Origin of the sequence: Pelomonas sp. BJYL3, from assembly GCF_027257975.1 — a bacterium.
Lineage (GTDB): Bacteria > Pseudomonadota > Gammaproteobacteria > Burkholderiales > Burkholderiaceae_C > Roseateles_B > Roseateles_B flavus.
The window spans coordinates 764,189-778,319 of record NZ_JANZKX010000003.1 but is presented as its reverse complement, the minus strand read 5'-3'; the positions used below and the strand labels follow the sequence as shown (position 1 = coordinate 778,319).

Below are 14,131 nucleotides of genomic sequence, written 5' to 3'. Positions count from 1 at the left end.
CGCCAATCCCGATGACTGCGAACTCCCGTCTGGCCTCCGTCGATGCCCTGCGCGGCCTGACCGTGGCCGCCATGCTGCTGGTCAACAACCCGGGCGACTGGGACCATGTGTTCTGGCCCCTGGAGCACGCCGCCTGGAACGGCTGCACGCCCACCGACCTCATCTTCCCCTTCTTCCTGCTGATTGCCGGCGCCAGCCTGAGCCTGGCCACGGGCGGGCGCTGGAGCCGTGGCGAGCCGGCCGGCCTGCTGCTGCCGCCTCTGCTGAAGCGTGCGTTGAAGGTCTTCGTGCTGGGCCTGGTGCTGCACCTGCTGGCCTGGTGGCTGATGGACAAGCCGCAGTACCGGCTGATGGGCGTGATGCAGCGCATCGGCCTGTGCCTGGCCTTCGCGGCCCTGCTGGGCACCGCCTGGCGCAGCGAACGTGCGCGCTGGTCCGTGCTGGCTGCGCTTTTGATCGGCTATGGTGGCCTGATGGCCTGGGGCGGCGGCTGGGAGCCGCAGACCAATCTGGCCTCGCGCCTGGACAGCCTGATCCTGGGCCGCTGGAACTACCTGTGGGATGCGGCGAGCGGCCTGGGTCACGACCCCGAGGGCCTGCTCAGCACCCTGGGCGCCCTGGCCAGCACGGTGCTGGGCCTGATCGCCGGAGAGCGCCTGCGCCAGGGGCGTGGCCGCAGCCTGTGGATGCCCGCGGCCCTGCTGCTCCTGCTGGGCGCACTGGCCACGCAATGGGTGCCCTGGAACAAGCAGCTGTGGACGCCCAGCTTCGTCCTCTGGACCGGCGGCTGGGCCTTCGCGGCCCTGGCCCTGGCCAACGAGCTGGTGGACCGCCGCGGCCTGCCGCCGCTGGGGCGGGCCTTCGGCGTCAATGCCATGGCCGCCTATGCGGGGGCCTGGATGTGCACGGTCTTCCTGGAAGGCTTTGGCTGGATGGGGCCGCTGTACGGCGGCTTGTTCTCCCCCATCGGGACGGCCCTCGGCCCCGAGGTCCAGTCCCTGAGCTTCGCCCTGGCCTTCGTGGCGCTGTGGAGCGGCATTGTTTGGGCGCTGGACCGGCGGGGCTGGTACTGGAAGCTCTGAGTCCGGCCACCGCACGGGGGGCGCGCACGAGAAGAAGGGCCGACCCTTGCGAGCCGGCCCTGCTGACGACGCGGAGGTCGATCAGGGGATGGGGCAGGACTTGGTCGGGTCGCGCAGGCTGCACTTCCACTGCCACATCACATTCAGCCTCTCGGTGAGGTTCACCGTGAAGTTCATGCCCGGCGCGCTCAGATTCAGGGTGATGACATTGCCGCTGATGATGTCGGACGTGGGCTCGCCGGTCCCGTAGACACCCTGGACCACCGCGCCCTTGCCCAGTTGCACGCTGACCTGGCTGTTGGCGATCAGGTAGGCCAGGTTGTTGTTGACGTACTGGCCGATGGGGAAGGTCTGGCCATTGGGCAGCGTCACCACCTTGTCGGCCGGAATCAGCTTGTTCAGGCCAGTCAGGTAGTTCTGGTCGCGGCCGAAGAAGAGGCCGTCCTTGACCATGCCCAGGGAGCCCTTGACGCCGTCCAGCACGCCCTGGTCAATCTTGCCCTCGGCCTTGTTGATGATGATGTTGCCCAGGATGGGCAGCATCCAGCTGAGGTTGGAGTCGCAGTCGGTCGAGGACCCCACATTGGCGGTCACGCCGATCTTGTCGGAGGGCAGCTCGCCGGTTGCCGCGCCGTACTGGGCCGTGACCTGCAGATTGGCCAGGGAGGCATGGTTGACGCAGCTGTACGAGATGATGCCCCAGCGCTTGCCGCTGAACTGCGTGTAGGCGTCATAGCGGACGCCGCCCAGCGTCATCAGTACCGTGCCGTTGGCTTGCGGCTGAATCTGCACGTTGACATCGCCGGAGAGCGTGCCGCTCTGGAAGTTGACGCCCTGGCTGGCAGCCGACGCCCGCATGAATTCGTTCAGGCCGTTCTGCATGCTGTAGGGCACGGCCTTCATCTGTCCGGCGAGGGTGCCCAGCGGTCCACCGCTGCGCCAGTCTTCCGCGTAGCTCAGACTGCCGCCGCCATAGCTGACGGTGGCCACATACTGGCCTGATTGGATGCGGGGAGACCAATCGGCCTGAGCCGCTCCCGTGAAAGCCAGGGCCAGGGCCCCCAGAAGCAGGTGTTGTCGCTGCATAGATCCTCATTCCCGCCTGTGACGTGGCCGTGCGCCCATGCATGGGCGCCGCCGCCTTCCCCGATCTTGGTCAAGCACACCGCTCCCGTCTGCGGCGGGCAAGGGGTAGGGCGGGTGCCTGATGGCCCCGGCCCTTGCGGGTCCGGCGCGGCGGAAGGATGGCAAAAAGCCGAGGGCGGCAACACTGCAAGAGTTGCGAGGTTCTGAAGGACTGTGCGATCCGCGGGTTGACGGCAGACGGTGACGGAGCCTCCATGCTAGGCCGGAGGCTTCGAGCTCATTCATGGTAGATGACGATTGACTACCACTTGAATACCAACCAGGATTCCAGCCCATGAAGATCAAGACGATTGCCATCATCGGCGGCGGCACCGCGGGTTGGCTGGCGGCCAACCATCTCGGGCGCGAGTTGCTGGCCGATCCGGAGTTGAGCATCACGGTCATCGAGTCGGACGAGGTGCCCATCATCGGCGTGGGCGAAGGCACGGTGCCCTTCATCAAGCAGTCCTTGCAGAAGTTCGGCATTGGCGAGGCCGAGCTGATGCTGTCCTGCGAGACCACCTTCAAGACCGGCATCCGCTTCCAGGGCTGGCTGGATGCGGCCCGGCATGGCGCCGACCACCACTACCTCCACGCCTTTGCCTCGCCCTTCCCCGGCGGGCTGGACGTGACGCCCGCCTGGCTGGAGGACAGCGGCGGGCGGCCCTTCGACGACGTGTCCGTCGCGGCCCGCCTCTCGGAGGCTGGGCGCAGTCCCAAGCAGATCTCCTCCGGGCCCTATGTGGGCGAGGCCGACTACGCCTATCACGTCAACGCGCAGCAGTTCGCCCAGCTCCTCTCGCGCAATGCGCAGCAGCGCTTTGGTGTCCGGCACCAGCTCGCCACCATCGTCGGCGCCGAGCGCGCGGCCGACGGCAGCATCGCGGCCCTGCGCACCCGCAGCGGCGAGCGTCTGGCCTTCGACTTCTACGTGGACTGCAGCGGCTTCGCCTCCCTGCTGACCCAGGGCGTGCTCAAGGTGCCCTTCGTGGACAAGTCGCACCAGGTGCTGACGGACACCGCCCTGGTCCAGCAGGTGCCCTTCGGCCCCGACGAGCCCATCGCGCCCTACACCCTGGCCACGGCCCACCGCGCGGGCTGGATCTGGGACATCCCCGTGACCCAGCGCCGCGGCACCGGCTTCGTCTACGCCAGCGCCTACATGGGCGAGGACGAGGCCGTGGCCGCCTTCGCGCGCTACCTCGGCCGCCCCGAGGCCGGCTTCGTGCCGCGCAAGATCGCCATGAAGATCGGCTACCGCCAGCAGATGTGGAGCCACAACTGCGTGGCCCTGGGCTTGGCGCAGGGCTTTGTCGAACCGCTGGAGGCTACGTCCATCCTGCTGACGGACTTCTCGGCCCAGCTCCTGTCCCGGAACTTCCCCCGCCAGCGGGGCGATGAGCCCGCGCTGCGGCGCCATTTCAATGAAGCGACCGGGCAGGCCTGGGAACGGATCATCGATTTCGTCCAGCTGCACTACCACCTGTCGGACCGCAGCGATTCCGACTTCTGGCTCGACAACCGCCAGCCCGGCCACCTGTCCGAGGTCCTGCGCGAGCGCCTGGCGAAATGGCGCGTCGCCCCGCCTCAGGCCACGGACTTCGGGAGCCGCTTCGAGCTCTTCAGCGTCGAGAACTACCTGTACGTGCTCTATGGCATGAAGTTCGCCACCCGCGGCTTCCCCATCGGCGAGGCCGAGCGCCGGGAGGCGCGCCAGCAGCTGGCCCAGGTCGAGGCGCGCGCCCGCCGTCTGGTGGAGAGCCTGCCGTCCCATCGCGAGTGGCTCGATGGCCTGCGCGCCGCCGCCGCGCAGGCGCGCGGCTGAGCCCGCGGTTCAGGCGTTTCCGCGCATCGGCAGGCGGCCGGGCCCCGGCCGCCTGCGCCGCGCTTCGACGTTCCGCATGATTTCGCCGGCACGGAGCCGGTGCAGCGGCGCGCTTCCCTGCAGGCGGCTGTCCGCCCGGTCTGTTCGTGCGCTGAAACCGGGCCACTCCCTTGACCTGTAAGAACTGACAGGTGGGGCAGCCGGGGGCGCATTCCCCTGGATTCCATGCTTGCGCTGGATTTGTGCAGGTATTAAATTGGTATTCAAATATAGAAACTGGATCCTGATTGGTGCTTTGCTGGCTCAGTGGCGAGGTGGCCGGGAAGGCGGGGCATCAGGCGGTGTGCTGATGTCAGGGCGCTGACCTAATGGATTGGGTCGGGGGTGCTCTGACGCAGGCGCGGCCGCCTGTGCAGGGTCTGGTGTCGAGCGCCGGAAACACGGCGCCAGCACATCGTGCAGGACGGAGATCCGCGGCCGGGGCCTGGCCTGCGGCTGTGGTGGATCTCCGGCGTCATTCGTTTCGTCTCGGAGGGAGACCATGAAAGAGCTGATCGCGCCGGCGGGCTTCGCCGTGCTGCGCCGCCCCCTGCTGCCCCTGCGGCACTTCCAGGACTGGCAGCGGAGCGAGGACCCGGAGTCCTTCATCCTGTCCCTGTATGCCCAGCCGTGGCTGGAAGAGGGACTGTATGTGTCCAGCCCCTCTCTGCATGCCCGCCTGCTGGAGCTGAGGCAGGGCGTGGGGGAGGTCAGCCGCCTGCCGACGGAGCGCAAGAAGCTGGTCGCCAGCCTGGCGCGCTTCCTCAGCCGCGCGGCCTACCGCTGCACGCCTTTCGGACTCTTCGCCCAGGTCCAGCTGGCGACGACGGGGGCGCACGAGGAAGCCGAGCCGGCTCCCGCATCCGCCCCGACGACGCAGGCCCTGCAGCGCGGCATCCACCTGGACAGCGGCGTGGAAGCCTGCCTGCTGGAGCGGGCCCTGCAGGACCGCGGCTGGCGTGAGCAGCTGCATTGGCAGATCAGCAACACGGCGGTGCGCTGCGGTGAGCACCTCAGCTATGTGGACTGGATCTACCAGGCCAACCGCCAGCGCAGCTACCGCGCCGTCGAACTCGTCCATGGCGAGGCCCTGCAGCTGCTGCTGGATGGCGCCCAGGTCCCGCAAGCCTTCGCCACCTTGAGCGGGCTGCTGTGCCGGCAGCTGGAGGTCGAGCCGGCGGAGGCTGCGGACTTCCTGCACGAGCTGATCGACCGCCGCCTGCTCCAGCCTCTGCTGGCTCCCACGGCCAGCCCGGGCTGCAGCCTTGATCAGGCCCTGGCCCGGACGTCGCCGCATCCGGCGCTGGAGGCGTTGCTGGACATCCAGCGGCATCTTCAGGGCCTGCGGGCCCAGGCGGACAGCGAGGCCTCCCTGGTGCCGGCCTACCAGGCCTTGCGCGAGCGTATCGAGGCCGAGATCGGCAGCGAGGACTTGAGCCGCGGCGTCCTGCAGATCGACACCCTGGACCCGCGCCCCGCCCGGCTGGACCCGGCCCTGGTGGCCAGCCTGGTGAGCCGGCTGCAGACGGTGATGGCGCTCACGGCCCGTCGCACGGCCCAGCGGCAGGACTACAAGCGCCTGTTCCGCGAGCGCTTCGAGGAGCGCGAGGTCAACCTGGCCTACGCGCTGCATCCGGAGCTGGGCCTGCCCTATCCGAACCGCGGCAGCCTGGCCTCCCCTCTGCTGGAGGGCCTGAAGCTGGGCGGCGCTGGCGGCGGTGAGGGCGGCGCTGCGCTGCCCATGCTGCCGCTGGAACGCCTGGTGCTGAGCCGGCTCTTCGCGCAGGGCGGGCAAGGTGAGCCCATCGAACTGAGCACGGAGGACCTCAAGGGCCTGGGCCAGCCAGCCGAACCGACCCTGCCCGAGGGCCTCTATGCCCAGGTCGCGCGCCTGCCGGCGCCGGCCGGGCAGGCGCCCCAGTTCGAGCTGCGCGGTCTGGGCGGGCGCAACGGCCTGGAGCTGGTCGCCCGCTTCTGCCACCTGAGCCCGCAGCTGACCGAGGCCGCCGCCCGCTATGCCCGCGAAGACCGCGACGAGCAGCCGGACTGCCTCTATGCCGAGCTGATCCACCACCCGCAGGACCGCCTGCTCAACATCCTGCGCCGCCCGGCCCTGGCCAGCCACGAGCTCGTCTATGCCGGCAGCAGCGACAAGCCGCGCGAGCAGCAGCTGTGGCTCAGCGACCTCAGCATCCAGCTCGTGGGCGATCGCTTCGTGCTGCGCGAGCGGCGCAGCGGCCGCCGCGTCATCCCGCGTCTCAGCAGCGCCCACAACTACAGCGCCCGCCAGCTGGGCACCTATGAGTTCCTGGCCGGGCTGCAGGACGAAGACGGCCCCTGGATGGGCTTTGCCTGGCCCCAGGCCGTCCAGCACCTGCCCTTCCTGCCGCGGGTGGCCTGCGAGGGGCTGATCCTGGCGCGCGCCCGCTGGCTGCTGGATGCACCCGGCATCGAGGCCCTCAACAAGGCCGCCGCGCAAGGCAGCCTGAGTGCCTGGCGTGCCGAGCGCGGGCTGCCGCGCTTCGTCACCTGGGACCAGCACGACAACCACCTGCCGGTGGACCTGGACAACCCCGGATCGGTCGCCCTGCTGCTGGACGAGATCATCAAGCTGCCGCAGGCCCTGCTGCACGAGTGCCTGGCCCTCAACGCTGCGCAGCAGCACCAGGCCTTCGACCAGCACAGCCAGGAATGGCTGCTGCCACTGCGGCGCCCGAAGCGCGCGGCGGCGCCGGCGCAGCCCGCAGCCTGGCATCCGGAGCGTGAGGCGCTGGTGGCGGAAGGCGAGCGCCGCCCCTGCCTGGATGACTGGATCTATCTGCGCCTCTACACCGGCGCGGGCTATGCCGACCGGGTGCTGCGCGAGCACGTCGCACCGCTGATGCGGGAGGCCCAGTCGCAGGGCCAGCTCAAGGCCTGGTTCGTCGTGCGCTATCAGGACAGCTTCGAGCACCTGCGCCTGCGCTGCCGCGCCCGCGACCGCGACACCCTGGTGCAGCTGCACGAACGGCTGCAGTCCAGCCTGGCGCAGGCCCAGCGGCGCGGCCTGCTGTGGCGCGTGCAGACGGACGACTACCTGCCGGAGCTGCAGCGCTACGGGGGCGCCGGTGGCCTGGCGCTGGCGGAGCAGCTCTTTGCCGTGGATTCGGACGAGCTGCTGGCCCTGCTGGACCTCGAAGCCGAGGCTGGCGAAGCCGGTGTGGAGGCGGCACCGCGCTGGCTCCATGCCCTGGCCTCCCTCGATGCCTATGCCGGCCAGCTGTGCCCCGACCCGGCACGGCGCGAGGCTCTGCTGGACAAGCTGGCCCGGCAGTTCCTGGAGGAGCAGGCCGGCAGTGCGGGCCGCTCGGCAGCGCTGGTGGCCATCGGCGCCCGCTTCCGGGAGTTCAGGCGCGAGCTGGAAGGGCTGCAGAAAGGGGAGGGCAGCCTCGGCCGATGGCTGGCGGTGCTGGCCCTGCATGCACCACGCCGTGAGCCGCTGCTGCAGGCGCTGCAGGTGCAGCTGCAGACGCTGCCGCAGGCGCAGCGCGAGCAGGTCCTCGAAAGCCTGCTGCACATGCATTGCAACCGCCTGGCGCCCAGCGAGCCGCGTCGCCACGAGACCCTGCTCTATGACTTCGCGAGGCGCCTGCTGCGCGCCCGCCAGGCGCGGCGAGCCCCCGTGGCCGCCGCGGAGCCGGCCGCATGAGCCCGGCCCAGCTTCGCCTGATCGAGACCGTGCGCGGGCATCTGCGCCGGGCACTGGACCAGGACTGGCGCGATGCCACCTATGCGCGCGGTGCCGCCGGGCAGCTCCTGGCGCTGGCCGCACTCGATGAGCTGGCCGTGGCGCGCGGTGCCCCGCCCAGCCTCGACGCGGGCTGGCTGGCCGAGCGCCTGGCGCGCCTGCTGTCCCAGCTTCCGCGCTACCCGCACGGCCTGTTCCAGGGTGTCCAGGGGCTGCTGTTCGCCGCGCTGGAGCTGGACCGCGTCCATGCGCTGGGCATGGCGGAAGAGATGGCCCGGGACGCGGACGAGCACCTGATGGAATGCCTGCGCAGTGGCGAGGGGCTGCCCGAGCACTTCGACCTCATCGGCGGCCTCAGCGGCCTGCTCGTCTACGCGGCCTATCGCGAGCAGCAGGGCGGGGACCTGCCCCTGGCCGAGGCCTGCCTCCGGCGCCTGGCTGCCCAGGCGCGGCCGGACGGCGCGGGCGGCCTGTCCTGGTTCACCCCCGCCGCCTGGATACGCGGATTTCCCATGGGCGATGTGCATCCCACGGGGTGCACGGACCTCGGCGTTGCGCACGGGCAGGCGGGCGTGCTGGCCGCCTTGGCCTATGCCCAGGCCGTGGGGGCCAGTGGCGCCGCGCAGGGGCGTGAGCTGCTGCTGGGCAGCGTGCAGACGCTCAGGCGCCATGAGCAGCAGGGCGGGCCGGCCCATTTCGGCGTGGCGGCGGAAGAGGCGGGCGGATCGCGCTGCGCCTGGTGCTATGGCGATCTGGGCATGGCCGCAGCGCTGCAGCTGTCGGCGCAGGCGCTGGCGGATCCGGGCCTGGAGGCCTGGGTGGAGCGCCTGCTGCAGTCGCTCTCTCGACGCCCGCTGCCGAGCCTGGGCTTTTCCGACGCCTGGCTGTGCCACGGCAGCATCGGCTCGGCCTGGCTGCTGCGCCAGCTGGCCCCGCAGCGGGCCGAGATGGCCGCCCGCTTCCAGCGGCAGCACGCCCTGGAGGGCGAGGGCGGCCTGCTGGCGGCGCTGGAGGCGGACGCAGCGCCGGATCTGAGCCTGCTCGAAGGTCATGCTGGGCTCGCCCTGGTGCTGGCCGAGCTGGGGCAAGACCTGACCCCCGCGCTGCACTGGAGCCTGCCATTTCTGGCCGGACGCCGAGCCCTTCAGGCCCGGGCGAGCGCACCGGCCTGACGACTGACGCAGTGCCTGCTTTCGAGCCGCGCAGGCAGCAGTTCAAGGCGGCTCATCACGCAAGGAAGAACCATGAGCAAGAGCAACAAGCTGGGGCTGAGCACGACCTCCATCCGGCATCTCAACGAGGGCGAGCAGCAGGGCGTGGCCGGGGGCTACACGCCGCCCATCTCCTACACGGGGCCGGCGCAGGCCGGCTGCGCGGGCTGGTCCGTGGGCTGCCCCGTCAGCAACACCTGCCCTCCGGCGACGGCCGACTGCCCGCCCGCCACCGGGGGCTGCCCGCCGGCGAGCCTCCCGACCTGCGTGTCGCCCACGCATGACCGCGGCTGCGCTCCCACGGGCGCCGTCTGTGTGCCCTGGGCCTGATTCGCGGCCCGGGCTCGATGCCTGAACACGCCGCCGTGCAGGAGGGCTCGGCCGGGCCTGAGCGCAGGGCGGCGCCCTGGGCACTTTGGTGTTCCCGGAGCTGCACGGAGCTCCCGTAATGCCAGGTGCCGCCGCCGACGGGCCGCCGTGAACGGCCCCGGCGACTCTCCGCGGCAGCGCCTGCGCTGCCTTCCTCTCCCAAAAGGATCATCCATGAGCAACTCCACCCGCCTGCGACTGAGCACGACCTCGGTGCGCAGCCTGTCCTCGTCTGAAGTCGGCCAGGTGGCCGGCGCTGACGGCGGCCCGACCGGCAACACCTCGCTGTCCAACGCCTACTGCGGCCCCTGCCCGTCCAACAACCCCTGCCAGACGAACTACTGCCCGCCGCCGGCCACGGCCACCTGCCCGCCGGCCACCACCAACTGCCCTGCGCCCACGACCAACGTCACCAAGGGCTGGTGCATCTGAGCGCTGCGGCGCCTTTCACGACATCCATCAAGGAGACTGACCATGAGCAAGAAGCTGAAGCTGTCCACCACCTCGGTGCGCCAACTGGGCGCCAACGAGCTGACCGACGTGGCCGGTGGCTACACCTCGATCGCCGCCTGCGGCGACGACCCCACCAACCGCCCCTGCATGACCATCAATGCGGCCTCGGGCTGCCCCACGGGCGTGCCTGAGACGCAGACCTGCCCGCCCGCTACCGGTGCCTGCGCCACCAGCGCCTGCCCGCCGGTGTCGCGCACGCCGCGTTGCGGCGGCGGTGCCAGCTACCTGTGCTGATGCAGGCGGCCTGCCATCGGCCCGGGACCGCCTCGGTGGGCCCCGTCGCCGTCCGACAGCAGCGCTTGAGCGGCTGATGGCGGCTTGATCGCGAGTGGATGCCATCGGGCATCCACTCGCCTCCCGATTCCCCTTTCCCGCGGACGCGCGCCGGCCCCAGCGCCGGGCGTGCGGACGCCGATTCCGTCACCGACCCGAGCGAGTCCCCCACATGCTGTTTCGTCAAGCCGCCCTCGATCACCTGCGGCGCGGTCATGCGCAGGGTCAGGTCTTGCTGCGCAGCCCGCGCAGCTTCTGGTGGATGTCCTCGGCCGCGCTGGCACTGGGCCTGGGCGTGCTGGTGCTTCTGTTCCTGGGCAGCTACACGCAGCGCGCCCGCGTGAGCGGCCATCTGGTGCCGGACAAGGGACTGGTGCCGCTGAGTGCCCTTCAGCCCGGCCTGCTGGCCGAGGTGAGGGCCAGCGAAGGTGATGCCGTGCGGCAGGGTCAGGTCTTGTTCCGCCTGCGGTCCGAGCGGCAATCGCTCAAGGGCGAGCTGAGCCAGCAGGCCGTGCGCAGCCTCCAGGAGCAGCGCAGCGGTCTTGAACGCGAGCTGAGGCTGCTGGACGCACTGGCCCAGACCCAGGCCCAGGCGCTGCGACAGAAGCAGCGCGAGCTCGAGCAGGCGCTGCCACGCGCCCAGGCCGAGCAGGCCCTGCAGCGAAGGCGCCTGCAGTCCGCACAGGCCACGCTGCAGCGCTACGAGGAGCTGCAGCGCACCGGCTTTGCCAGCCCCCTGCAGCTGCAGCAGCGTGCTGACGAGGTCCTGGACCAGCAGGCCCGGCTCGCGGTGCTGGAACGCAGCGAGCACGAACTCAAGGCCCAGCTGCAGGCGCTCCAGCTGGACCTGCAGGCCCAGGCCCTGCGCGACGACGGCCCCCGCGCCCAGGCCCGGCGCCAGCTGGCCGCACTCGACCAGGAACTGGCCGAGGCGCAAGGGCGGCGCGAATGGGTGCTGACCGCGCCGGTGGATGGCGTGCTGACCTCGCTGCGCGCACACCCGGGCCAGCTGGTGCAGCCCGGTCAGGAACTGGGTCTGGTGCTGCCGCAGGGCTCGCAGCTGCTGGCAGAGCTGCAGCTGCCCTCCAGCGCAGCGGCCTTCGTGCGGACGGGCCAGCGCGTGAACCTGCGCTACGCCGCCTTCCCGTATCAGAAGTTCGGCCAGCAGCAGGGCGTGGTGAAGGAGCTCGCCCGGGCGGCCGGGCAGGGCGCGGCCGCGGGCGGCGGGGAGCGCAGCTACCGGGTGCTGGTGAGCCTGCCTCGCCAGCAGGTGATGGCCTACGGTGAGCCGGTGCCGCTGCAGCCCGACATGCAAGTGGAGGCCGATGTGATGCTGAGCCAGCGGCGCCTGATCGAGTGGATCTTCGAGCCCATGCTGGCCTTGAAGGGGCGGCTGTGAACCTGATGCAGGGATTGCGATTCGGATTCGGCGCCCGGCTGCCCATGCTGCAGCAGGCCGAGACCGCCGAGTGCGGGCTGGCCTGCCTGGCCATGATCAGCTGCTTCCACGACCGCTGGGTCGAGGTGCAGACGCTGCGCCAGCAGCTCCAGGCCTCGGCCAAGGGCATGAACCTCAAGCAGCTGATGGAGCACGCCACGGCGCAGGGCTTCTCCACGCGCGCCGTCCGCCTGGAACTGGAGGACCTGCCGCAGTTGCAGCTGCCCTGCATCCTGCACTGGGACATGAACCATTTCGTGGTGCTGCGCCGGGTCAGCGGCCGGGAACTGCTCATCCACGACCCGGCTCAGGGCGTGCGCCGGCTGGGCCTGGCCGAGGCATCGCGGCATTTCACCGGCGTGGCGCTGGAGCTGGCGCCCATGCCGGACTTCCAGCGCAGCGAACCCAAGCCGGCTGTGAGCCTCGGGCAGCTGGTGGGCCAGGTGCGCGGCCTCAGGCGCTCGGTGCTGCAGGTGCTGATGCTGTCGCTGGCGCTGGAGATCCTCGCGGTGGTCTCCCCCTTCTTCCAGCAATGGGTGCTGGACGGCGTGATCGTCCAGCATGACACCGACCTGCTCCAGGTGCTGGCGATCGGCTTCGGCATGCTGATGCTGCTGCAGCTGGCCATCAGCACACTGCGCAGCTGGATGGTGATCTACTTCTCCACCCAGCTGAACCTCCAGTGGGCGGCGGGCGTGCTGAGCAAGCTGCTGCGCCTGCCCATGGACTACTTCATGCGGCGCCATCTCGGCGACGTGATCTCGCGCTTCGGCGCCATCCAGAACATCCGGCAGACGCTGACCTCGGCCGCCCTGAATGCGGTGCTGGACGGGCTGATGGCCGGCGTGGCGCTGGTGATGATGCTGGTCTACAGCCTCAAGCTGGCCGCGGTGACCCTGCTGGCGCTGGCGGCCTATGTGCTGATTCGCGTGCTGTCCTATGAGCCCTTCAGGCAGGCCAACGAGGAGCAGATCGTCCATGCCGCGCGGCAGGATGGGCATCTGCTGGAATCCGTGCGCGGCGTGCAGTCGCTCAAGCTCTTCAACCGCGAGGACGAGCGCCTGGCGCACTGGCTCAATCTGCTGGTGAACACCAGCAACCGTGAGCTGGCCACGCAGCGGTTGTCGACGCTCTACCAGAGCGCCAACACCCTGGTCTTCGGCGCCGAGAACATCGCGGTGGTGTACCTGGGCGCCCTGCTGGTGATCCAGGGCGAGCTGTCCATCGGCATGAGCTTCGCCTACGCCGCCTACAAGACCCAGTTCAGCGGGCGCATCAGCGCCCTGGTCGACCTCGGTTTCCAGGTGCGCATGCTGCGCATCCAGCGCGAGCGGCTGGCAGACATCGTACTCAGCGAGCCCGAGCCTGCGGGGGGCACCGGCCTGCCGAGCGATGCGGTGCCCGACATCGAGCTGCGACAGGTGCGTTTCCGCTATGCAGCGAACGAGCCCTGGGTTCTGGACGGCGTGAGTCTGCGCGTGGAGGCCGGGGAGTCGGTGGCCATCGTGGGGCCGTCGGGCTGCGGCAAGACGACCCTGCTCAAGCTCATGCTGGGCCTGCTGCAGCCGACCGAGGGCGAAATCCTGGTGATGGGTCGCCCGCTGGGCGCCGTCGGCCTCAGGGCCTGGCGAGAGTGCCTGGGCGCGGTGATGCAGGAGGACCAGCTCTTTGCCGGCACCATCGCCGAGAACATCGCCTTTGGCGACCCCGAGCTGGACCTGGCCCGTGTGCAGCTCTGCGCCCGCCAGGCCGCCGTCGAGGAGGACGTGCTGGCCATGCCCATGGGCTGGCAGACCTTGATCGGCGACATGGGGGCGGCCATCTCGGGCGGGCAGAAGCAGCGGCTGCTGCTCGCCCGGGCCCTGTACAAGCAGCCGCGCGTGCTGTTTCTGGATGAGGCCACCAGCCATCTCGACGCCCAGCGCGAGCTGCAGGTCAACGAGGCCATCCAGGCCCTGCGCCTCACCCGCGTGGTGATTGCCCACCGCCAGGAGACCATCGAGCGCGCGGGCCGGGTGATCCGGCTCGCGGCGGTGGCGGCGCCGGCGCTGCGCTGAGGACCGCACTGGCGCACTGTCCGCCGGCCTGCGTCGCCGCCGTCAAGGTGCCACGCTCTGATCCGGCGTCTGCGGGTGCGTGCGGGTGCTCGTCCGCCAATGGCCCCTTGCCTGCGTGCCTGCACGCCCTGAGTGGGGCGGCGTGAGCCCGTCCGAGGATGCGCTATCGCCGGCAGGTGTGTCCAGTGGCTAACGTCTGAAGTGAAGTCCCGTCTCAATGCCGGCGGGCGTGCTCGACCCAGGCGCCAGGCGCTCGCCGGCACCAGCCCGGAGCGGCAGCGGGGTGGCTGGTCGCCTCTGCTGTGCAAGACCGGCTCGGCGCATGCAGCCAGGGCAGCTGCCGCGCCGTTCCTGTGACGGGCAGGCGGCGTCGCGGCCAGGGCTGAGGCCCTGCATCGGGCACGACATAGCGCTTGGTCAGCTGCGCAGAACGTCAGGACGAAAAAAAGCCCGGCTGAGCCGGGCTTTGAGG

Annotated in this window: 10 protein-coding genes; 9 read left to right on the top strand and 1 reads right to left on the bottom strand. The window is 70.4% G+C overall.

Features of this window, described 5'->3' with window-relative positions:
• Nucleotides 1-11 precede the first annotated feature (11 nt).
• Nucleotides 12-1,082, top strand: a complete 1,071-nt coding sequence (locus O9Y01_RS13225; protein WP_269632023.1) for an acyltransferase family protein — start codon at nt 12-14, stop codon at nt 1,080-1,082.
• 81 nt (nt 1,083-1,163) lie between these two features.
• On the opposite strand, the gene O9Y01_RS13220 is transcribed toward O9Y01_RS13225, so the two are convergent.
• On the bottom strand, nt 1,164-2,168 hold the full coding sequence (locus O9Y01_RS13220; protein WP_269632022.1) for a hypothetical protein: 1,005 nt from the start codon (nt 2,166-2,168) through the stop codon (nt 1,164-1,166).
• 334 nt (nt 2,169-2,502) lie between these two features.
• Here O9Y01_RS13220 and O9Y01_RS13215 point away from each other — a divergent pair, with 334 nt between their 5' ends.
• The 8 genes from O9Y01_RS13215 to O9Y01_RS13180 all read left to right on the top strand — a co-directional run bounded on the left by O9Y01_RS13215 (nt 2,503) and on the right by O9Y01_RS13180 (nt 13,659).
• Nucleotides 2,503-4,032, top strand: coding sequence for a tryptophan halogenase family protein (locus tag O9Y01_RS13215; protein ID WP_269632021.1), 1,530 nt, complete (start codon nt 2,503-2,505; stop codon nt 4,030-4,032).
• 541 nt (nt 4,033-4,573) lie between these two features.
• Entirely contained in the window at nt 4,574-7,759 is a 3,186-nt protein-coding gene (locus tag O9Y01_RS13210) for a lantibiotic dehydratase (protein WP_269632020.1), read from the top strand.
• Nucleotides 7,756-8,970 carry a lanthionine synthetase LanC family protein gene (locus O9Y01_RS13205; protein WP_269632019.1) on the top strand — a complete coding sequence of 405 codons (1,215 nt, stop codon included), beginning with the start codon at nt 7,756-7,758 and terminating at the stop codon, nt 8,968-8,970. The genes O9Y01_RS13210 and O9Y01_RS13205 overlap by 4 nt, the downstream gene beginning before the upstream one ends.
• A 72-nt stretch (nt 8,971-9,042) precedes the next feature.
• A complete protein-coding gene (locus O9Y01_RS13200) occupies nt 9,043-9,339 on the top strand; it encodes a hypothetical protein (protein WP_269632018.1) in 297 nt (98 codons plus the stop codon).
• Between the two features lie 213 nt (nt 9,340-9,552).
• Nucleotides 9,553-9,810 (top strand): hypothetical protein, encoded by a 258-nt coding sequence (locus O9Y01_RS13195; RefSeq protein ID WP_269632017.1) that lies wholly within the window; start codon nt 9,553-9,555, stop codon nt 9,808-9,810.
• A 42-nt stretch (nt 9,811-9,852) separates the two neighbouring features.
• Nucleotides 9,853-10,125 (top strand): hypothetical protein, encoded by a 273-nt coding sequence (locus O9Y01_RS13190; RefSeq protein ID WP_183103970.1) that lies wholly within the window; start codon nt 9,853-9,855, stop codon nt 10,123-10,125.
• 211 nt (nt 10,126-10,336) lie between these two features.
• Nucleotides 10,337-11,563: an HlyD family secretion protein gene (locus O9Y01_RS13185; RefSeq protein WP_183103971.1), complete on the top strand. Its 1,227-nt coding sequence runs from the start codon at nt 10,337-10,339 to the stop codon at nt 11,561-11,563.
• 5 nt (nt 11,564-11,568) lie between these two features.
• Entirely contained in the window at nt 11,569-13,659 is a 2,091-nt protein-coding gene (locus O9Y01_RS13180) for a peptidase domain-containing ABC transporter (RefSeq protein WP_269632138.1), read from the top strand.
• The last annotated feature ends 472 nt before the right edge of the window (nt 13,660-14,131 follow it).